The 21,313-nt window shown below is 61.4% G+C and carries 18 protein-coding genes and 1 pseudogene; 8 read left to right on the top strand and 11 right to left on the bottom strand.

Annotated elements, in window-relative coordinates:
• Positions 1 to 96: 96 nt before the first annotated feature.
• From dhaM to trpD, 4 genes are all read right to left on the bottom strand, one after another.
• Positions 97 to 789, bottom strand: a complete 693-nt coding sequence (gene dhaM, locus CXY75_RS10160; protein ID WP_104082699.1) for a dihydroxyacetone kinase phosphoryl donor subunit DhaM — start codon at positions 787 to 789, stop codon at positions 97 to 99.
• Positions 786 to 1,511: a dihydroxyacetone kinase subunit DhaL gene (dhaL, locus tag CXY75_RS10165; RefSeq protein WP_104082700.1), complete on the bottom strand. Its 726-nt coding sequence runs from the start codon at positions 1,509 to 1,511 to the stop codon at positions 786 to 788. Before dhaL ends, dhaM begins: the two co-directional genes overlap by 4 nt.
• Before the next feature lie 12 nt (positions 1,512 to 1,523).
• Positions 1,524 to 2,525 (bottom strand): dihydroxyacetone kinase subunit DhaK, encoded by a 1,002-nt coding sequence (gene dhaK / locus CXY75_RS10170; RefSeq protein ID WP_104082701.1) that lies wholly within the window; start codon positions 2,523 to 2,525, stop codon positions 1,524 to 1,526.
• A gap of 136 nt (positions 2,526 to 2,661) precedes the next feature.
• Positions 2,662 to 3,714: an anthranilate phosphoribosyltransferase gene (gene trpD, locus CXY75_RS10175; RefSeq protein ID WP_104082702.1), complete on the bottom strand. Its 1,053-nt coding sequence runs from the start codon at positions 3,712 to 3,714 to the stop codon at positions 2,662 to 2,664.
• A 143-nt stretch (positions 3,715 to 3,857) separates the two neighbouring features.
• On the opposite strand from trpD, the gene CXY75_RS10180 reads away from it, so the two are divergent.
• The 6 genes and pseudogenes from CXY75_RS10180 (at position 3,858) to CXY75_RS10200 (ending at position 9,094) form a co-directional block, all read left to right on the top strand.
• Positions 3,858 to 4,487 (top strand): heme-copper oxidase subunit III, encoded by a 630-nt coding sequence (locus tag CXY75_RS10180; protein WP_233201835.1) that lies wholly within the window; start codon positions 3,858 to 3,860, stop codon positions 4,485 to 4,487.
• A gap of 37 nt (positions 4,488 to 4,524) precedes the next feature.
• Positions 4,525 to 5,337, top strand: coding sequence for a cytochrome c (locus CXY75_RS10185; RefSeq protein ID WP_104082703.1), 813 nt, complete (start codon positions 4,525 to 4,527; stop codon positions 5,335 to 5,337).
• A 124-nt stretch (positions 5,338 to 5,461) separates the two neighbouring features.
• Positions 5,462 to 6,535: a ubiquinol-cytochrome c reductase iron-sulfur subunit gene (locus CXY75_RS10190; RefSeq protein WP_104082704.1), complete on the top strand. Its 1,074-nt coding sequence runs from the start codon at positions 5,462 to 5,464 to the stop codon at positions 6,533 to 6,535.
• Positions 6,532 to 8,208 carry a ubiquinol-cytochrome c reductase cytochrome b subunit gene (locus tag CXY75_RS10195; RefSeq protein ID WP_104082705.1) on the top strand — a complete coding sequence of 559 codons (1,677 nt, stop codon included), beginning with the start codon at positions 6,532 to 6,534 and terminating at the stop codon, positions 8,206 to 8,208. Before CXY75_RS10190 ends, CXY75_RS10195 begins: the two co-directional genes overlap by 4 nt.
• 34 nt (positions 8,209 to 8,242) lie before the next feature.
• Positions 8,243 to 8,368 (top strand): annotated as a pseudogene (locus CXY75_RS21025) (SAM-dependent methyltransferase); the annotation flags it as partial.
• A 48-nt stretch (positions 8,369 to 8,416) separates the two neighbouring features.
• Positions 8,417 to 9,094: a methyltransferase domain-containing protein gene (locus CXY75_RS10200; protein WP_158251178.1), complete on the top strand. Its 678-nt coding sequence runs from the start codon at positions 8,417 to 8,419 to the stop codon at positions 9,092 to 9,094.
• Between the two features lie 105 nt (positions 9,095 to 9,199).
• On the opposite strand, the gene CXY75_RS10205 is transcribed toward CXY75_RS10200, so the two are convergent.
• From CXY75_RS10205 to CXY75_RS10225, 5 genes are all read right to left on the bottom strand, one after another.
• Complete coding sequence (locus CXY75_RS10205) at positions 9,200 to 9,622, bottom strand: cytochrome c oxidase subunit 4 (RefSeq protein ID WP_104082707.1); 423 nt, start codon at positions 9,620 to 9,622, stop codon at positions 9,200 to 9,202.
• On the bottom strand, positions 9,623 to 11,353 hold the full coding sequence (gene ctaD / locus CXY75_RS10210) for a cytochrome c oxidase subunit I (protein WP_104082708.1): 1,731 nt from the start codon (positions 11,351 to 11,353) through the stop codon (positions 9,623 to 9,625).
• A 3-nt stretch (positions 11,354 to 11,356) separates the two neighbouring features.
• Positions 11,357 to 12,247 carry a cytochrome c oxidase subunit II gene (gene coxB, locus CXY75_RS10215; protein WP_104082709.1) on the bottom strand — a complete coding sequence of 297 codons (891 nt, stop codon included), beginning with the start codon at positions 12,245 to 12,247 and terminating at the stop codon, positions 11,357 to 11,359.
• Between the two features lie 267 nt (positions 12,248 to 12,514).
• The gene (locus tag CXY75_RS10220; protein WP_369826711.1) at positions 12,515 to 12,907 is read right to left on the bottom strand and encodes a HesB/IscA family protein; all 393 of its coding nucleotides are present in this window, start codon (positions 12,905 to 12,907) and stop codon (positions 12,515 to 12,517) included.
• Positions 12,908 to 13,050: 143 nt separating this feature from the next.
• Positions 13,051 to 14,511: a dipeptidase gene (locus tag CXY75_RS10225; protein ID WP_104082711.1), complete on the bottom strand. Its 1,461-nt coding sequence runs from the start codon at positions 14,509 to 14,511 to the stop codon at positions 13,051 to 13,053.
• A gap of 38 nt (positions 14,512 to 14,549) precedes the next feature.
• Between CXY75_RS10225 and CXY75_RS10230 the strand changes: the two genes are divergently transcribed.
• Positions 14,550 to 15,143: a DUF3043 domain-containing protein gene (locus tag CXY75_RS10230; protein ID WP_104082712.1), complete on the top strand. Its 594-nt coding sequence runs from the start codon at positions 14,550 to 14,552 to the stop codon at positions 15,141 to 15,143.
• Positions 15,144 to 15,169: 26 nt separating this feature from the next.
• On the opposite strand, the gene CXY75_RS10235 is transcribed toward CXY75_RS10230, so the two are convergent.
• The gene (locus tag CXY75_RS10235; protein ID WP_199182423.1) at positions 15,170 to 16,315 is read right to left on the bottom strand and encodes an alkaline phosphatase family protein; all 1,146 of its coding nucleotides are present in this window, start codon (positions 16,313 to 16,315) and stop codon (positions 15,170 to 15,172) included.
• Between the two features lie 123 nt (positions 16,316 to 16,438).
• On the opposite strand from CXY75_RS10235, the gene CXY75_RS10240 reads away from it, so the two are divergent.
• Complete coding sequence (locus CXY75_RS10240; protein ID WP_104082713.1) at positions 16,439 to 18,928, top strand: DNA topoisomerase (ATP-hydrolyzing) subunit A; 2,490 nt, start codon at positions 16,439 to 16,441, stop codon at positions 18,926 to 18,928.
• Between the two features lie 182 nt (positions 18,929 to 19,110).
• Here CXY75_RS10240 and CXY75_RS10245 read toward each other — a convergent pair whose 3' ends face one another.
• Positions 19,111 to 21,192: a type IIA DNA topoisomerase subunit B gene (locus CXY75_RS10245; protein ID WP_104082801.1), complete on the bottom strand. Its 2,082-nt coding sequence runs from the start codon at positions 21,190 to 21,192 to the stop codon at positions 19,111 to 19,113.
• Positions 21,193 to 21,313: the final 121 nt, after the last annotated feature.

Here is a 21,313-nt window from a genome sequence, read left to right on the forward strand (position 1 = left end):
GGACCGCGAAGGGTGTTCCTGGCCTGAGTCATGCCATTACGATACGCCTGATTGGACAAAAAGGCACGGAACTGATAGCGAATGCGTTGGCTCGGTTTAATCCTCGCCGAATCCGGACTCCAGCAGTGCCGCGAGGGCGTGAATAGCGGGCCCGGCCGCGGGGTCAGTGGAGGCCAGTTGCACGCTGCTCCCCCGCGCCAGACCGAGCGACATGATGCTGAGTAGGCTGGTCGCGTCCGATCCGTTCACCGTGATTGGCACGTCGAAGGTACTCGCGAGGGTCACGAATTCCGCCGCCGGGCGGGCATGCAGACCGTCTTTGTTCACCAAGATCACGGTGCGGGAGACCGCTCCAACGCCGACCGAGACTGCAGGCGGGATGGGTGAGTGCTGCAACGCAGTGCGGGCGGCAGCCTCGACAGCGTCGAGGTCTCCCCCAATCTCCGCGGCGACCGCGGCCGCTACGCCACCCTCTACAAGGGGAGCATCCACGAATCGCACCCGATCCCGCTCGGCCTCGTCGAGAAAATCGCGTGCCGTTTCCGTGGTCAAAATCGCCGAGCCAAGATCGCATAAAATCACCACACCTGCACCACTACTGGCCTCGAATAATGCCGCAGTGATTTTGTCAAAGCTCGTTCCTATGCCGCCGTCGTCCGTGCCTCCGGCAGCGACAAGACGCACGGTCGGTGCCATCTGCTGTGCCAGTTCAACCAGGCCAGTAGCGATTTTCGCGCTGTGCGAGACGAAAACCAGCCCGACCCGGTCAGCGGATTCCGGCACGGTCACTCGGTTGCCCCGGTCACGTCGGCCACGCTGTCACCCGCGCTGTCGGCCGCGGCCTGCAACAGGAACGATGTCGATTGTGCGCCCGGATCGCGATGTCCGATGGCACGCTCGCCGAGATAGCTCGCCCGGCCCTTATGCGCCACAAGCGGTTCGGTCTTCTGGGCCCCCTGCGCAGCAGCATCCGCTGCAGCCGTCAGCACTGCCGCCGCGCTGGCACCCGCCGCATGCGCGGCCACGGCCGCATCCACGGCGGGCGTCCAGGCATCAATCATGGTCTTGTCGCCCACCGCAGCCTTGCCGCGCAACACAATGCCGTCCCTGGCCGCCGTCAGCAGGGCAACGAGCGCCGCACCGTCGAGGGTGTCCGCCCCGGTGATAGCGCCGGCCGCCTTGAGAAATGCCGTGCCGTACAGCGGACCGGCGGCACCGCCGACGGTTGAAATGAGCGTCGTGGCCAGCAGCTTGAGAACCGATCCCGGGCTGGCGTCGGCGGCCAGACCGGCGAGTTTAGGCAGAACTGCTTGAAAACCGCGATCCATGTTTTCACCATGATCACCGTCGCCGATATCGCGGTCCAGCGTGTTCAGTGCGGCGCGTTCGGTGGCCAGCACCGCAGCACTGGTCTGGATCCACCGCACGGTCCAGGCAGTGTCTACGGTCGGTGCTCCATCGGGCCGGTCAGCGTTTGTGTGGCCAGTGTCTGTACTTGCATCTGTGCTCATCTGCTTCTCCTTCTACCGTCCCCACCGGAGCGCCGCTGTTTGCACAGGGGCATCCCAGAGGGATGTCAATTCGTCGTCAAGCTTCAGCACAGAAATGGAGGCTCCGGCCATTTCGAGACTCGTCGTGTAGTTTCCCACGAGGCTGCGGGTCACCTTAATTCCCTGCTCAGTGAGCACTTCGACTGCACGACGAAATACGATGTACAGCTCAACCAGCGGCGTGCCGCCCATACCGTTGACAAGGAGAAGCACATCGTCACCGTTTTCAAACGGCAGGTCCTCTAAAATTGGGGCGAGCAACCGATCGACGATGGCGTCGGCCGGCTCGAGCTTGATGCGTTCCCGGCCGGGCTCACCGTGGATTCCAATGCCGATCTCAATTTCGTCGTTGGCGAGCACGAAGCTCGGCTCGCTCGCGTGCGGTACCACGCACGGGGTCAACGCGACCCCCATCGTGCGCACCCGGGAATTCACCTTCTCTGCCACAGCAGCCACGGCGTCCAGACCATCGCCGCGTTCGGCAGCAGCGCCGGCGATCTTCTCGACCAGCACCGTTCCAGCCACACCGCGGCGCCCGGCCGTATAGAGCGAGTCTTTTACAGCGACATCGTCATTGATGACGACTGTACGAACGTCGATGCCTTCAGCGGATGCGAGATCGGCAGCCGTCTCGAAGTTCAACACGTCGCCGGTATAGTTCTTCACGATGTGCAGCACACCGGCTCCGCCGTCAACGGCCTGCGTAGCGGCCAGGATCGGGTCTGGTGTCGGCGAGGTGAAGACCGGCCCTGGTACGGCAGCGTCGAGCATTCCGACACCGACGAATCCGCCGTGCAGTGGTTCGTGGCCACTGCCTCCACCACTGACGATTCCCACCTTGCCGCGCACCGGTGCATCCGCTCGCACAATGAAAAGGGGATCGTGCGAAACGCGCACAATGTCGGAGTGAGCCACCTCGAACCCTACGACGGCCTCGTTGACGACGTTCTTCGGATCGTTGATGAGCTTCTTCATGACCAGCCATTCACTCGGTGATGCCACGGACTTGATTGAGCGCTTCGCGCCTAACGAATACTCCCACGGTCAACGTAGTCGATGTGGCCAAGCCAGCTGCACCGTGCACAGTCTGCTGCCCCTACTCGTCTCGTGATCAGACCCGGGTAGCCGCAACCCACGCCAACAGCTTGGCCGTGGCATCACCGGAGTCAATGGCTTCGGCGGCCACGGCCATTTTGGCGCGGAAACGTTCCAGGATAGCGACCTGCACCTGGGAAGGATCGTTGGCGAGGTCAAATGCGGCCAGACCCGCAGCAGCGTTCAGCAGCACGATGTCCCGAATCGGGCCTCGATCGCCCGCTAGCACCGCGTGCACGACGTCGGCGTTGTGACGCGGTGAGCCGCCAACCAGGTCGCTCATTTGGGCCCGCTTAATACCGAGGTCACGCGGATCAATATCGTGCTCCGTTACCAGACCGCGCGACACCTCCCACACGTGACTATGGCCGGTCGTGGTCAGTTCATCCAGGCCGTCATCGCCGCGAAAAACGAGGGCCGTCGCCCCTCGGGTCTGAAACACGCCCACAAAAAGCGGAACTCGATCCAGGCTTGCCACACCGACAGCGGATGCCTCCGGCCGAGCCGGATTACACAGCGGGCCGAGATAGTTAAAAACGGTGGGAATGCCCAGCTCGCTCCGGGTAAGGGCCGCGTGCCGAAAGCCCGGGTGAAAAGCCGCAGCAAAGGCAAACGTAATTCCGGTTTCCTCGAACACCTGAGCGACCTTGGCGGCGTCGCGTGAGAGGTCAATGCCCAATTCACCCAGCACGTCCGACGATCCAGACGCTGAGCTCGCCGCACGGTTGCCGTGCTTGACCACCGGTACTCCGGCGGCAGCACAGACAATCGACGCCATGGTTGAAATGTTCACGGTGCCGAATTTGTCGCCGCCGGTGCCCACAATGTCCAAGGCCATGGGATTTACCGGCAATGCAATCGCGTGATCGAGTACAGCATCACGGAAACCGACGATCTCATCGACGGTCTCCCCCTTTGCTCGCAGAGCAACCAGAAAGGCCCCCAGCTGGGACGGGCTTGCCTGACCGAGCATGATTTGTTCCATGCTCCAGGCGGCGTCCGCCACGCTCAGGTCTCTCCCCTCAAGGAGGGAATTCAATACGTTGGGCCAAGACTGCGATTCAAGCATGATCCCGATCTTAGAAGAACGAGCCCGACTCGCCCGAATACACGGCTCTACGACCAGAGAAAAGAATCACTCTACCGGGCATAAAAGGGCACTTGCACGCCTGATTGAGAAAAACCTGTGGGAATATCGGTCATAATAGATGAGTGACCAGCACCTCAATTACTCAGACGGCGAGTGCGCCCGCTGTGAACCGGCCTAACAGCGTGGCTGTGGGCACCATTGTGTGGTTGGGCAGCGAAGTGATGTTCTTCGCGGGGTTGTTCGCCATCTACTTCACGCTTCGTTCAACCTCCCCCGAGTTATGGCTTTTCGAGGCGGACAAGCACAATTTCACCTTTGCGTTGATCAACACGCTCGTGTTGGTGTCATCGTCGGTGACATGTCAGTTCGGGGTGTTTGCGGCCGAGCGATTACAGGCTCGTTCGACCGGCTGGAAGCCGAGCCAGTGGGGCATGATCGAGTGGTTCTTCCTGACCTACGCCCTTGGCGCGATCTTCGTCACCGGCCAGGTGTTCGAGTACGCCACTTTGGTGTCCGAGGGAATCTCGCTCTCCTCCAATGCCTACGGTTCAGCGTTCTACATCACGACTGGCTTCCACGGTATTCACGTCACGGCCGGATTGATCGCGTTCCTTCTTATCATTGGTCGTGGTTTCGCGGTCAAAAACTTTGGCCATAAAGAGGCCACCAGTGCCATTGTGGTTTCGTACTACTGGCACTTCGTCGACGTTGTCTGGATCGGGCTCTTCCTGGTCGTCTACGTTCTTAAATAGAAGTTTTAACTGAGAATCGGGAGCGGACCACTTCAGCATGACCACGATCAAAACACACCAAGCTCGTCAAACACGCAAAAGCGGACGTCGCCATCCACTTGCCAGTGTCGCCCTTATCGCCATTGGCTTGCTGTTCACCGGAGGCGCGTACGCGGCCTTCAGCACCAGCACCGCCGTTGCCACAACGGATGCGTCCTCCCAGCAAACCATCGCTGAGGGCGAAAAACTCTTCGCAGCGAACTGCGCCACCTGCCACGGGCTGAGTGCTCAGGGTTCTGCTGAGGGTCCCAGCCTGATCGGAGTTGGCGCAGCGTCGGTCGACTTCCAAGTTGGCACGGGCCGCATGCCTATGCAGATGCAGGGTCCGCAAGCCCAAAAGAAGCCCGTGCAGTTCACCGCAGAGCAGATCGCAGCACTCGCTGCATACGTTGCTTCGCTCGCCCCTGGACCTGCCATTCCAGCGGCCGAACTACTCGATGCTGCTGGCGATGCTGCGGTCGGTGCCGAGCTGTTCCGCATCAACTGCGCCATGTGCCACAACGTCGTTGGCGCCGGTGGAGCCCTGACCGAGGGCAAATTCGCTCCCGCGATCGAGAACGTGTCGGCTCAGCACATCTACGAGGCCATGGTCACCGGCCCGCAGAACATGCCGGTCTTCAACGACATGAACATCTCCCCCGAGAACAAGCGCGACATCATCACGTACCTCAAGTACGTGGAGAACAACCCGTCCCCGGGTGGACTTGCACTTGGCTCGATCGGTCCGGTTGCCGAGGGACTCTTTATCTGGATCTTCGGTTTGGGGGCCATCGTGGCCCTAACCGTGTGGATCACCGCAAAATCAAATTAGTACCGTCGAATGAACTACAGCCCCACTAACCACCGGCATTCGGGTTTGACCCGGCGCAGAGTAACGACTTCGCGCTGGGCAGTAAGCCAGCGCCGAGTATTAACACAGCCTATAAAGGAGAACAATGGCCAAGGACGATAACGGCGCGGAGGACGTAACCGCCGCCGACTCGCCTGGCGACGAGCTCGCTCCAGTCGCCGCAAGCACTGCCGTCGTCGCACGGGATTCGCTGGGCAACCCAGGTCTTCCGCCGCACCGTCCGCGCGCCACCGACCTTGATCACAAGGAAGAACGCAAGGCGGAGCGCACCGTTTACACGTTGTTCTACGTTTCTATCGTGGGTAGTGTTTTCGCCATCGCCGCCTACATGGCCTTCCCCATCGTTCCCGAAGATCCAAGTTCCGTTCGCCTGAACAACCTGTTCATCGGCCTCGGACTCTCCCTCGCGTTGCTCGCCATCGGCATTGGCGCTGTGCATTGGGGCAAGGCACTCATGAGTGATCACGAGGGTATCGACGAACGCCACCCCGTGCGTGGCACAGAGCCCGTTCGCGCCCGCGCCGTTGAGATCTTTCAGCAGGCCAATGACGAATCCGGCTTCGGTCGTCGTACACTTATTAGGAACAGCCTGATCGGCGCTTTGGTCGTCTTCCCGCTTCCCGCCGTCGTTCTGTTTCGTGGACTCGGCCCGATGGACCAGGACCCGGTCGAACTGCTCAAGGAGACCATGTGGAAGAAGGGCGTTCGTCTGACCATGGATCCGAGCGGAACCCCGATCAAGGCAGCGGATGTCACGCTCGGCTCGTCCTTCCACGTCATCCCGGAAGGTTTGTCCGAAATGGGTCACGGTCGTCTGGAAGAGAAGGCCAAAGCCGCCGTGCTGCTCATCCGGCTGGATCCAAAAGATCTCGTCGAAGAAGAAGCCCGCAAGACCTGGTCGTACGACGGCATCGTGGCATACTCCAAGATCTGCACCCACGTTGGATGCCCGGTTGCACTGTATGAGCAGCACACGCATCACCTGCTGTGCCCGTGCCATCAGTCTCAGTTTGATGTGGAGGACCACTGCAAGGTCATCTTCGGGCCAGCCAAGCGTGCCCTACCCCAGCTTCCGATCGCCGTGGACGCTGAAGGTTATCTCATCGCACAGAGCGATTTCAATGAACCAGTCGGCCCGAGTTTCTGGGAGCGAGCATGACAACCACAAGTACCCGAGCACCCTCCAACGGTCAAACCGTCGAGACGAAGAAGACCGGTGGCTTCACGGCCGCGGCCGCCAACTACATTGACGAGCGCACGAGTATCTCGGGTGCGGTCAAAGAACTTGGCCGCAAAATTTTTCCCGACCATTGGTCGTTCCTGTTAGGTGAGGTGGCGCTGTACAGCTTCGTCATCATCTTGCTGTCCGGATCATTCCTGACCTTCTTCTTCCAGGCATCGATGGCAGAAGTCGTCTACGAAGGCTCCTACCCTCCGCTCAAGGGAATACCGATGTCAGCGGCCATGTCGTCGACGATGGACATTTCCTTTGATATTCGGGGCGGGTTGCTTATGCGCCAGGTGCACCACTGGGCAGCACTGCTGTTCGTGGCCGCCATTGGGCTGCACATGCTTCGCATCTACTTCACCGGTGCGTTCCGCAAGCCGCGCGAGCTCAACTGGGTGATCGGCTTTATCCTCTTCATCCTCGCGATGGCCGAAGGCTTCACCGGTTACTCTCTGCCCGACGACCTGCTCTCCGGTAACGGCCTACGCATTATCGATGGAATGCTTAAGGGTATTCCGGTCATCGGAACCTGGACCTCATTCCTACTCTTCGGCGGCGAGTTCCCCGGTACCGACATCGTTGGACGCTTGTATTCGCTGCACATTTTGCTATTGCCTGCCATCATCGTCGCGTTGATCGCCATGCACCTCTTGTTCGTCGTTGTACACAAGCACACCCAGTACCCGTCGGCTGGCCATACCAACCAGAACGTTGTTGGTTACCCGGTCCTCCCCGTCTACGCCGCCAAGGCCGGTGGGTTCTTCTTCATCGTGTTCGGTGTTGTCATGCTGATCGCCTCGTTGTTCACGATCAACCCAATCTGGAACTACGGACCATACGACCCATCACCGGTGTCTGCTGGTACCCAGCCGGACTGGTACATCGGCTTTGCCGACGGCGCCTTGAGACTGATCCCGCCGGGGTGGGAGTTCGTGTGGCTGAACCACACGTACTCCCTCAACATCCTCGTGGTCCTTGCGGTAGTTGGACTGTTCATTGTGCTCGTCATGGTCTATCCGTTTATTGAAGCGTGGATCACCGGAGATAAGCGTGAGCACCACCTGCTGGATCGCCCGCGTAACGCTCCGACCCGCACCGCGATCGGGGCCGCCGGCGTCACGTTCTATGCCTCTCTCTGGGCGGCTGCGTCGTCGGACATCATCGCGACGCACTTCCACGTCACTATGGAGGGGGTCATTCACACCATCCAGGCCACGACGATACTCGCCCCGTTCCTGGCCTTCTTCATCGCCAAGCGGGTCTGCCTCGCCCTGCAGAAGAAGGACCGCGAGATCGTGCTGCACGGCTACGAGTCCGGCCGAATCGTTCGCATGCCCGGTGGTGAATTCATCGAAGTACACCAGCCCGTCGACGAGTACGAGCGTTGGAAGTTGGTTAGCTACAACGACTTCAAGCCGCTCATGCTGCGTCCAAATGCGCAGGGCAAGATCGGTGCGGCAGAGAAGATTCGAGCCGGACTGACCCGTTGGTTCTTCGAAGATCGGATCGCTCCGGTCACGCAGACCGAGCTCGATCACGCACACGGCGATCATCCTGCTGCGATCACCGACAGCGATCGTCCGTCGGAGATCACAGATAAGTAGCAGTCTTTCTATAGCACGCACAGATCGGGCATCGATGTCACTCCAGACGTTATCGGAGTGGCTTCGGTGCCCGAACTGTTTTCTCCCCCTGACTCACACCGCAGAGCTGCGGCTGGGTTGTCGCACGGGGCACTCCTTCGACGTCAACAAACGGGGTTTCATCAACCTGCTAACTGGGTCATCAAAATTCATCGGCGACAGCGTTACTATGCTTGACGCTCGTGCTCGCTTTCTGGCCGCCGGTTGGTATGAGCCGCTTCAAAGCGCGATCCAGGCTTGTATCGCCGAGGAGCACCCCAACCGCATCCTCGACGTCGGGTGCGGAACCGGTTACTACCTGAGCGCCGCTCTACCGCCCGGCGATGAAGCTCGAGCGCTCGGCATGGACATCTCCCCCACTGCCGTAAGCCGCACCATCCGCTCACACGACCGAGTTGATGGCCTGGTAGCGGATGTTTGGTCCCCGCTACCCTTGAAGGGTGCAGCCGCGGACGTCATCTTGAACGTTTTCGCACCCCGCAACGCCGCGGAGTTCCACCGCGTTCTGCGTCCCGGAGGGCTGCTGCTCGTCGTTATACCTCGGCCCAGCCATCTGCGCGAGCTCCGTCAGGCTGGCCTGGCCGTGCAGATGCAAGCAGACAAGGCCGCGCACCTCCGGTCCAGTCTGACTTCCTGGTTCGCCCAGGAGAGCCACCAACAGCTCGATCGAACCGTGCACCTCCCGGCCTCCGAGATTGCGTCGCTCATCGGAATGGGCCCCTCATCGCACCACAGGGCTGCGTCGAGCATTGTGCTCGACCCAGCCCTGATGCAGGACGTTACGATCGACTTTGACATCTTCGGGTTCCGGCGCCGCGAGACGGCGTCATGCATCACGGAGGCGTGACCGCTAGTCCCGGTTCATGCGCGGCCCTTGGCAGCTCCACAACGCCCTTTAACGACCGATACCGACCTACCCCTGGGGGAAGATCGGTTTCGGTCGTTCTCGTACTTAGCGGGCGAACAGGCCTCGATAGTACTCGTAGACCCAGCCGGTCAGAGCGACCAGACCCAGGCCAACGCCAATGAAGGAGATCCAGTAGCCGACCGCTAGTCCCAGGAACAACAACGCGGTCGAGGCGGCCAGAAAGATCGGCCACCAGCTCCACGGGCTGAAGAAACCCATCTCAGGGTCTCCATCATCGATGTTGCCATCGAGACGGTCCTCGGGCAGTTCCCCACCCTGAGCGGCGTGCACCTTGTCGAGGTAGAACGCGACGAAAGCCATCAGAATCGTGGATAGGCCAAGCATGAAGGTGCCGGCCCATTCAACTCGCCCGTGGAACGGATCCACCAAGCTCCACACAACATAAACAGCCGTGACGACCGCGAAGAATACGGCCAGTACCCAGAGCAGATTGACGTTGGTCTTCATTTATTTCACCCGATTCGAGTCGATGTCGACGACTGGTGCGTCCGGCGCATCTTTGCCCGGGCCAATTCCAATGGGAAGGCCGGCTTCAGGGTGATTGAGGTCAAACGCCGGGCGCTCGGAACGAATGCGCGGAATCGACGTGAAGTTGTGCCGCGGCGGCGGGCAGGACGTGGCCCATTCCAGTGAGGCACCATACCCCCATGGGTCGTTGACCGTGACCTTGGGCGCTTTGCGGGCCGTGATGTACACGTTCAGGAAGAACGGAATCATCGACACGGCCAGGATCATGGCACCAATGGTGGACACCTGGTTCATCCAGGTGAAGCCGTCCTCCGGCGAATACGTGGCATACCGACGGGGCATACCCATAACTCCCAGCCAGTGCTGGATCAGGAACGTCGTGTGAAAACCGATGAACAGCAACCAGAAGTGCCACTTGCCGAGGCTCTCGTTGAGCATTTTGCCTGTCCACTTGGGCCACCAGAAGTAGAACCCACTGAACATGGCGAATACAACGGTACCGAAGACAACGTAGTGGAAGTGAGCCACGACGAAATACGTGTCTGATACGTGGAAATCGAGCGGCGGCGAAGCAAGAATAACGCCGGTGAGACCACCAAAGGTGAAGGTCACGAGAAAGCCAATGGCCCAGATCATCGGAGTCTCGAAGGTAATGGACCCTCGCCACATGGTACCGATCCAGTTGAAGATCTTCACCCCGGTCGGCACCGCAATGAGCATGGTCATGAGCGAGAAGAACGGCAGCAGCACGGAACCTGTGACGTACATGTGGTGCGCCCACACCGAGACGGATAGCGCCGCGATAGAAATCGTTGCATAAATGAGCGTCTTGTACCCGAACATCGGCTTGCGGCTAAACACCGGGAATACCTCGGACACAATGCCGAAGAATGGCAGAGCGATGATGTATACCTCGGGGTGCCCAAAGAACCAGAACAAGTGTTGCCACAGGATCGCACCACCGTTGGCCGGGTCATAGATGTGCGAACCGAAGATACGGTCAGACGCTGCGGCGAGCATGGCGGCGGCCAGGACGGGGAAAACCATCAGGCTGAGCAACGCAGTGATGAGAGTATTCCAGGTAAATACCGGCATGCGCCACATCGTCATGCCGGGGGCGCGCATGGTGATAATGGTCGTGATGAAGTTGACCGAGCCGAGAATGGTACCAAACCCCGAGAGACCGAGACCCACCATCCACAGGTTGCCACCTACTCCCGGTGAGAATGTCGTACTTGCCAGCGGCTGGTACGCGAACCAACCAAAGGATGCCGCACCCTGAGGAGTCAGGAAGCCAGCAACCGCAATGAGGCTACCGAAGTTGAAGAACCAGTATGCGAGGGCGTTCAGCCGAGGGAAGGCCACGTCGGGAGCACCGATTTGCAACGGTATCAGCACGTTGGCGAAGCCGAAAAACAGCGGTGTGGCGAACATCAGCAGCATGATTGTGCCGTGCATCGTGAATAGCTGGTTGTACTGCTCCTTGGTCGACACGACGTCGAGGCCGGGGGCAAACAGCTGAGCACGAATGATCAGTGCCATGACGCCGCCGAGGCAGAAGTAGATGAACGACGTGATCAGGTACATGTACCCGATGACCTTGTGGTCCGTGGAGGTGATCCACCGGACGAGAATGTTGCCCTTGCGCTCCGCGGACGGAGCGATCGGGTTCGCCGGGCGGGACTCGACGGTTGCGATGGTCGTGCTCATGGCTTAGTTACCCTCCGGAGCCGTCGGGGCGCTGGTGCCCGGCTGATTCTGATTGCGGTCGTAGTTGTTGTCGAGTTGACCGGTGTTGCCAGCAGTTCGCAGAGACTGAATGTAGGTGTCGTAGTCAGCCTGCGAGACAACCTCGACGTTGAACAACATCAGCGAGTGATACTCGCCGCACAGCTCCGCGCACTTGCCCTTGAACGTGCCGATGCGTTCGGGGATGACCGACATGTAGTTCGTCTTGCCGGGAACGACGTCTTTCTTATACAAAAAGTCGATGACCCAGAAGGAGTGAATAACGTCGCGAGATTCGAGTGCGATTTCAACCTTCTGGTTGACCGGCAGAACGAGAACCGGCAACTCGGATTCGATCAGGGAGCCGGCGGCACCGTCGGGGTCCGGCTGACCCTGAATTCCGGGCGAGTAGACGTCTTCGTCGACATAGTTGAAGTCCCAGGCCCACTGCTTGGCCTGCACCTCAATCTGAACGTCGGGGGTTTCGAACCGGCTTTCAATGGCGATCTGGTCGCGTACCGTGAAAGCAAAGAACCCGATGACGAGAATAAACGGCACGACCGTGTAGAAAATCTCGATCGGCATGTTGTAGCGCAGCTGAACCGGGAGTCCGGTCTGACCCTTTCGTCGCCGGTATACAACGATGGTCCAAATGATCAGGCCCCACGTGATGAGGCCAACGATGAGGAGAACGATCCACCCCGTGGTCCACAATGCAGCGATGGCATCGGTGTGGTTGCTTACCGGTGCTTCACCCTCTTCATTAAAGCCGGGCATGAAACCGTGGAGCTGGGCCTGCGTGCATCCGGCCAGCACAACGGCTAACGTCGCTGCTAGCGGAATGGCAGCCCAACGAAGGCGGTGGTTATAGCGCACCGGAGACCTTTCGGGAGATTCGAGGACACTTTTCAGGAAGTGTTTTGATCGATTCCTAGCCTACTCCGCGAGTAGGCCTGAAGTGCACCAGCGGGGCGTGCCGCGCAGATTTTTCTGCAGCGCCACGGGCCGATAGTGGGCCAAATCCGATCGCGTGCGGTAAAAAACGGCCGAAACCACGCCGGCGCAGATGTGCTGGTACAAAAAAGGGCAGGGACATCATCGCATGATGATGCCCCTGCCCCGTGAACTTTCTTGAGCAGGTGGTTAGTGGAAGGAATCTCCACACGCGCAGCTGCCGCCGGCGTTCGGGTTATCGATGGTGAAGCCCTGCTTCTCGATCGTGTCCTCGAAGTTGATCGAGGCGCCATCCAGGTAGGGAACGCTCATCTTGTCAACGACGACCTCGACGCCATCGAAATCAACAACGGCATCGCCCTCGAGCATGCGCTCGTCGAAATACAGCTGGTAGATCAGACCGGAGCAACCACCGGGTTGCACGGCGACGCGCAGGCGGAGGTCTTCGCGGCCTTCTTGGGTGAGCAGGCTGCGCACCTTGAGCGCGGCGAACTCGGTGAGGCCGATGCCGTGCGCGGCGCTCGGAGTGGCCACGTCAGCGGAACTAACAGTCTCCTTCGTGGCGGCGACGGTGTGGGTCATGGTGTCGGTCATGCTTCTCCTTGGTTCGCGCAGTAGCTGCTTCGCACGCAGGTGTCGGTTGCGATAAGTCTATCTGGATCAACCAGAAAATCGACCGAGGCATTCCTACGTTCTCACATTTTGCTGAACGTCGTTCTCAAGGATCAGTGTCCGGTGCGTTCATTCAGGCTGCCGAGCAGAAATGCTTCGCTCAGTATTGCCCGTTTGAACACTCCCAGATGCAGGGATTCATTCGGGCTGTGGGCGCGAGAATCGGGATCCTCGACCCCGGTGACGAGAATCTGGGCGGCCGGAAAAACGCGCACCAGATCGGCGATGAAGGGTATTGATCCGCCGACGCCGATGTCAACGGGCGGCGTGCTCCAGGCATCCGTCATGGCCGATCGCGCCTCGGTCACGGCCCAGCCGCTGGTGTCGACCAGAAAGGGTTCGCCGGTGTCGACGTCGTCAATCTCGAGCGACGCGCCGAACGGGGCGTGCTCGCGCAGGTGAGCTTCGATGGCCTCTGCAGCGTCCACCGCGGACTGGCCGGGAGCGATGCGCGTGCTGATCCGAACGCTCACGCTTGGGGTGAGCGTGTTCGATGCATTATCGACGCTTGGAGCATCGATGCCTGTGACGGTGAGGGCGGGCTGAGACCAGATTCGGCTGAGAATAGACCCGTGTCCGATCGGAGTGACGCCCGGAAGTAGCCCAGTCTCGGCACGCAGTTGCTCCTCGGAGTAGTCAGGGGTGGGCACGTCGATGCTGGTGAGACCGGCCACGGCGACGGAGCCATCGTCGTCGTACAGGGTCGCGAGCAATTTGATCGTGGCGAGCATTGCGTCGGGGACCGCGCCGCCAAACATACCGGAGTGCGAAGCATGGGCTAGTGTGCGCACGGTCAAGCGCAGGGTGACATTGCCGCGCAGCGCTGTGGTGATCGCCGGGGTATTGATGTCCCAGTTGTTCGAATCGGCCACGACGATGACGTCGCCGCGCAGCGCCTCGCGGTTCTCCTCGAGGAACGTAGCGAAGGAGCGGCTGCCAAACTCTTCCTCTCCCTCGATGAACACAGCGAGCCCGAGATCAAAGTCCGGCCCGACGGCGGTGACGAGAGCGCGAATGGATGCGATGTGGGCCATCACCCCGGCCTTGTCGTCGGCGGCGCCGCGCCCGTAGAGCCGGTCGCCGCGCACGGTTGGCGTGAACGGGTCCGACTCCCAGTCCTCATCCTTTCCGGGAGGTTGCACATCGTGGTGCGCGTAGAGCAGCACGGTCGGTCGTCCGTTGCGGGCCGGGCGCGACGCGAGAATGGCGGGCTGGCCGAGTTCGGTGCTGCCTGGTATCCCAGCCTGCACGATGTCGACGGATTCGAACACTCCGAGTTCGCGCACCAAAGCCGCGACCGCATCGGCGCTGGCAACGACCTGCGCGCGGTCGAAGGCTGCCCAGGACACCGAAGGGATGCGCACCAGCGCGCAGAGGTCGGCGATGGTCGTGGGCAGTCCCTGTTCGACCGCAACGCGGAGTGCCTGTTGCGTACCCGATTCGATGAGCGAAGCTGGAGCGAAGCCGTGCGTCGCGCCAGTGGGGTGGGAATTTGTCTGTGGGTTACCAGTCATACGGGTAATCTTAAGGCACCCAATTGCAAGGATTTGATGTGGCTAAGACTCCCGTAACCCCCGACGCTCAGCCGTCGATTGAAAGTTCAGACGAGACCGCAGCGCGCCTCGGTCTTACAAACAACGCTGGCAAGGGTCAGCCGACCCCCACCCGCAAGAAGCAGGAAGCGGCCAACAAACGTCCGCTCGTACCGGAGGACCGCAAGCTTGCCGCTAAGCAGGCCCGCGCCAAATCGACCGCAGCTCGCGATGTTGCTCGGGCTGGTATGGCTGCCGGTGTCGACAAGTATCTGCCGCTACGTGAACGCGGCCCGCAGAAGCGCTACGCCCGTGACTATGTCGACGCACGATTCAACGTCGGTGAGCTGATGATTCCGATCATGTTCCTGGTGATCCTGCTCACGACGGTTCCGGGCATCGATGTCTACGCAATCTTCGCGCTCTGGGCGTTCTTCATCCTCGCCGTCATCGACTGTGTGGCGCTCGGCTTCATCCTGACCAAGAAAATAGAAGCCAAGTTCGGCAAGGAGAAGGCCGAACGCATCCGCTGGTATGCCGCCATGCGCGCGCTGCAGCTGCGGCCGATGCGCCTGCCCAAGCCGCAGGTCAAGCGCCGCCAGTACCCGGTCTAACCAACCGCAACCTGTGCCTGGCTGCGTTATCGAGCGAAGGCGCCGGCACGAATGAGCGGTACACGCACTTCCTCATCGGTGAGGGAGCCGTGTTGGCCGATCATGCCCCGAGCTTTCTGGTTCGCGGGCCGGGAATCGTAGTAGGCGATGGCCTTGCGGGCGGCCACGATGACGTCGCCGATGCGCGGCAGTACCTCGTCGGCGACCCGCCCGTACAGGCCAGCGGCAACGGCCTCAGCGCGCGTGTAGACCCAGGCGCGATCGGACTCCGACTGCCGCCAGGCATCCGCTAGCGTGTCGGCGGTGACCGCGGACTGCGCCGGCTCGAGGTAGAGCTGCACACAGCGCGGGTCCCCCGCCACGTGACGCACCCCAGCCACGAGTGCTGGCTCGGTATCGAAGAGCACGTGCCTGGTGCTCGGAACGTCGATCACTCCGTGGTCGGCTGTCAATAGCAGGCCCTCATCGGAGCGGAGCGTCTCCGCGAACCGGCTCACCTCCGAGTCGAGGTTTTCGAGCACGGCCAACCAGCGATCTGATTCCCACCCGTACGCGTGCGCGGCAACGTCGAGTTCAGCCACATACAGGTAGATCAGTGCGGTGGGGTTGTCGTTCAGGATGCTGCGCGCGGCCGTAAAACGATCGGCCATTTTGTCCGCGGCCACGTACTGCGCCCCGCGTAACACCGCCTGGGTGAACCCGGAGTCCACGAAACGTTTGGGGCCGATCGCAAAGCTTGGTACATTCTCGTCTGCGGCCCGGTCGAAGACCGTGCGTGCGCGTTGCCAGCTGGCTGGCTGCATGCCGTCATCCCAGCCTGTGAGCTGGTTGACGACCCGATCGCGCGCCCGATCGAGCACCTGATAGCCGACCAGACCGTGCTGGCCAGGCGGGGTTCCGGTGGTCAACGTTGCGATCCCCGCGGCGGTCGTGGCCGGAAAGACACCGTCGATGATGCTCGACTTGTTCAATCGGGCAGAGAAAAACCGGGCGTGTCCGGCGCGCGCTCTGATGGAACTGGCGCCAAGGCCGTCGGCCAGAATTACGACCCCCTTATGAACCGGCGGAAGCCCGAGCACATTGGGACGTGCCGAGATGGCGTCAAGGGAACTGGTGAGAACATCGGCCAGGCGCAGGGCACTGAATTGGCGGGCCGGTAGCATGGTGAGCATCGGGTCTTATTCTTTCACAGGGACAAGCCCGAGCCCTCCAGCGCTCCCGGGAGCGCCCCAGACGTAGTGCAGCGATGGCCGGATCGATCGGTCGCCGCCGCGCGCTTGAAGCAGAATTCGCCAATGAGCCGCTCAGACAGCACCACACCAGCCGCCAGCACAGCCAGTACCGAACGCATCGAGGATGTCGATGTGTCGGTCGAGATGCAGGGGTCCTTCCTCGAATATGCCTATTCGGTGATCTACTCGCGTGCCCTTCCCGACGCTCGGGACGGGCTCAAGCCGGTGCAGCGACGCATCCTCTACCAGATGAGCGAGATGGGGCTTCGCCCCGACAGGGGGCATGTGAAGAGCGCCCGAGTTGTCGGCGAGGTCATGGGCAAGCTGCACCCGCACGGTGACACCGCCATCTACGACGCCCTCGTGCGCATGGCGCAGTCTTTTTCGCTGCGCGTGCCGCTGATCGACGGCCACGGCAACTTTGGCTCGCTCGACGACGGACCGGCCGCGCCGCGGTACACCGAGGCTCGCCTCGCCGCCCCGGCCCTGGCCATGACCGAGAACCTCGACGAAGACGTCGTCGACTTCGTGCCCAACTACGACAATCAGCTGACCCAGCCCGACGTGCTGCCGGCGGCCTATCCCAACCTGCTCGTCAACGGCACGAGCGGTATCGCAGTGGGCATGGCCACCAACATGGCCCCGCATAACCTGATCGAGGTCGTCGGCGCTGCCCGGCACCTGCTGGCGCACCCGAATGCGACGCTCGACGACGTGATGGAGTTCGTACCGGGACCCGACCTACCCACCGGCGGCACCATCGTTGGCCTGGCCGGCATCAAGGATGCCTACAGCACCGGTCGTGGCAGCTTCAAGACCCGAGCGCGAGTCTCGGTCGAGGCCATCAGCGCCCGCAAGACCGGACTTGTCGTGACCGAACTGCCCTATCTGGTTGGCCCGGAAAAGGTGATCGAGAAGATCAAGGACGGCGTCAATTCTAAAAAGCTCAGCGGCATCTCGGACGTCACCGACCTGACCGACCGTACCAAGGGTTTGCGCTTGGTGATTGGTATCAAAACGGGGTTCAGCCCCGACGCTGTGCTTGAGCAGCTGTATCGCTACACGCCACTGGAAGACTCCTTCAACATCAACGCCGTTGCCCTGGTCAACGGAGCCCCGCAGACTCTCGGCCTGCTCGAACTGCTGCACGTTTACGTCAACCACCGCATCGAGGTCGTCACCCGTCGGTCGGCCTACCGTCTGGCTCGCCGCAAGGAGCGCCTGCACCTCGTGCTCGGTCTGCTCGTGGCGATTCTCGACATTGACGAGGTCATCCAGGTGATTCGCGCGAGCGACGACACCGAGCAGGCTCGAGCCAGACTCATCGATGTGTTCGACCTCAGTCAAATCCAGGCCGAGTACATTCTCGAACTGCGGCTGCGCCGCCTCACCAAATTTTCGCGTATCGAGCTCGAGGCCGAACGGGACCAGTTGCTTGCCGAGATCGCCAAGCTCGAGAAGTTGCTCTCCTCCAAGGCCGCCATCCGCACCTTGGTCTCCGAGGAACTCGGAGCGGTCGCCGAGAAATTCGGTACCCCACGTCGCACGGTGCTGACCGAGGCGAAGCCCAGCATCGCCGGCCTGTCGGCCGCCGCCGCCAAACGCCAGGCAGCCGTGCTCGAGGTGCAGGATATTCCCACGCGCATCTTCCTGAGCGTCACCGGGCGCATCGCCCGCGTTGATCCCGTCGCGGTCGACGACGCCGTGCCGCCGCGAATCCAGCCGCCGCAGCGCCGAAGCAAGCACGACGCTGTGCTGTCAACGCTGGACACGACGAGCCGCACCGAAGTGGGTGCTGTGACCAACCGGGGGCGGCTCATCCGCTTCTCCCCCGTCGATTTGCCCGTGATGCCACCGACGTCCATTCAGCTTGCGGCCGGGGTACGGATCAGTGAATACCTTCTGCTATCAGACAAGAAGGAGCGCGTACTCGCGATCGTCTCACTCGATTCCGATCGGGCGATCGCACTCGGTACCCGGCAGGGCGTCGTCAAGCGGGTCACCCCCGGCGATTGGGCCAATAAGCCGGACTTCGAAATCATCGCGCTGAAGCCCAAGGACGAGGTAGTCGGTGCGGTGCAGGGTGGCGAAGACGACGAGCTCGTCTTCATCACGACGGATGCGCAGCTGTTGCGATTCACCGCGATAGGTGTGCGTCCACAGGGCCGCGCGGCCGGCGGTATGGCCGGCATCAAGCTGACGCCGGGCGAGACCGTCGTGTTTTTCACGAGCCTCTCGGTGGAGGACGTTGCGACGGCCATCGTCGCCACGGTTGCCGCCAGCAGCCAAACGTTGCCAGGGACCGATCCCGGCAGTGCCAAGCAGAGCGACTTCTTCGAATACCCGGCTAAGGGTCGGGCCACTGGCGGCGTGCGCGCCCAGCGCTTTCTCAAGGGCGAAGACATCCTGCAAGTTGCCTGGGTCGGTCGCGCTCCGGCCCGAGCAGTCGGACCGGATGGCACTCCCCGCACACTCCCCGAGACGGGTTCCCGCCGAGACGCCTCCGGCGTCATGCTCGAGGCAATAATCGGAGCCATCGGCACCGAAATCTAAGCTCATCGGGCGCGTTCGCTGGTCGGGTCTAGCCCGACTCGTCGCTAATTCAGGTAGAACGCGCCGTCGCCACTCTTAAGGCCCGAAAACATTCGGTAATATTTCGACGACCGGAAGGATGGCCTGAATTAGCCCCGGGCGCGAGTCGATGGACCGGCCTCTGAGCCGAATCGGGCGTCCAGTTAGACGTCGATGCGGTCTCTGGAGAGTTTGTCGGAGCTGTCGATGATGAACTCCTTGCGGGGGGCTACGTCGTTGCCCATGAGGAGCTCGAAGACCTTGCCGGCGGACTCGGCATCGTCGACACGAACCCGGCGCAGGGTGCGGTGGGCCCGTTCCATGGTCGTGGTGGCGAGTTGGTCGGCATCCATTTCACCAAGGCCCTTGTAGCGTTGAATCGGGTCCTGGTAGCGCCGGTTCTTCTTTTCCAGCGCGCTGAGCACTCCGTGCAGTTCGTTCTCGGAATAGGTGTAGATGGTTTCATTGGGCTTGCTCCCCGGGTTCATGACCACCACGCGGTGCAGCGGCGGTACAGCGGCGAACACCCGTCCCTCGGTGATCATCGGGCGCATGTAGCGAAAGAACAGGGTGAGCAACAGAGTGCGAATGTGGGCGCCGTCGACGTCGGCATCACTCATAATAATGACCTTGCCGTAACGGGCCGCCGAGAGATCAAAGCTTCGGCCGGAGCCAGCGCCGATCACCTGAATGATCGAGGCACACTCTGCGTTGGAGAGCATGTCGGCAACGGATGCCTTCTGCACGTTCAGAATCTTGCCGCGAATCGGCAGCAGCGCCTGGTGCTCGCTGTCGCGGGCGAGCTTGGCGGTGCCGAGGGCGGAGTCGCCTTCGACAATGAACAGTTCGCTGGTCGAGACATCGTTGCTGCGGCAGTCGACCAGCTTGGCCGGAAGCGAGGAACTCTCCAGGGCATTCTTGCGTCGCTGGGTCTCCTTGTGCGCGCGGGCCGAGATGCGGGATTTCATTTCAGCGACGATCTTGTCTAGTAGCAGCGCCGACTGCGTCTTGTCGTCGCGTTTCACCGATGCATAGCGCTCGGTCATGGCTGTGGCGACGACATTCGCGACAATCGCCCGCACCGCCGGCGTGCCGAGTACTTCCTTGGTCTGACCCTCGAACTGCGGTTCGGGCAGGCGCACCGTGAGCACGGCGGTCAGGCCGGCCATCACGTCGTCCTTGTCGAGCTTGTCGCTGCCGGCCTTGAGCCGCCGGGCGTTTAGTTCAACCTGACCGCGCAGAAACTTGAGTAGACCGGCATCGAAGCCGGCCTGGTGGGTGCCGCCTTTAGGAGTGGCAATAATGTTGACGAAACTCTGCACGATGGTGTCGTAGCCTGTCCCCCAGCGGAGGGCAATGTCTACCTCGCAATCCCGCACGAGTTCGGTAGGCACCATCGCACCCTTATCGGTGAGCACCGGCACGGTTTCGCTGAAGGTACCGTTTCCGGTGAGCCGCCAGGTATCGGTGATCGGGGCATCCGTTGCAAGGTGCTCGACGAATTCGCTGATTCCGCCCTCGAACTGGAACAGACTGACCACGGGCTCGTCGTTGCGCCGGTCGGCGACCTCGATCGCGAGGCCTGGAACGAGGAAGGCGGTCTGACGAGCGCGGTTCAGAACCTCGTCGGTCTGAAACGCCGCTCCTTTGGTGAAGATCTGCCGGTCGGCCCAATAGCGAATGCGCGTTCCGGTAACGCCGCGTTTGACCTTACCGATCACCCGCAGCTCGCTCTGGTTTTCAAATGGCGTGAACGGAGCGTCTGGGCTCTTCTCGCCTGAGTCGGCGAACAACCCGGGCTCGCCACGGTGAAAGGACATCGCCCAGGTTTTACCGTCGCGATCGACCTCGACGTCGAGACGCTCGGACAGGGCGTTGACGACGGAGGCTCCCACCCCGTGCAGTCCACCAGACGCAGCATAAGATCCGCTGCCGAACTTGCCTCCGGCGTGCAGTTTGGTGAAAACAACCTCGACACCGGTCAAGCCGGTCTTGGGTTCAATGTCGACGGGAATACCGCGGGCCGTGTCGCGCACCTCTACGCTCTGGTCGGGATGCAGCTCGATATTGATGCTCGTGCCGTGGCCACCGAGGGCCTCGTCAACCGAGTTGTCGATGATCTCCCACAGGCAGTGCATCAAACCGCGCGAGTCCGTTGAGCCGATATACATGCCGGGGCGTTTACGCACTGCCTCCAGTCCCTCGAGGACTGACAGGTGGCGGGCGGAATAGTCGGAACTCACAATAATCAAGAATACCGGTCCCGACCCGGGTACCTGGTCGTCACGCCCGGTCTTGCGCATGCTGCAACTTGGCAACGCGGCTACTCGGCTACGCGGTGAGCGAAATACGACCCAATCAGCGCGC

Origin of the sequence: Cryobacterium sp. Y11, from assembly GCF_002929535.1 — a bacterium.
Lineage (GTDB): Bacteria > Actinomycetota > Actinomycetes > Actinomycetales > Microbacteriaceae > Cryobacterium.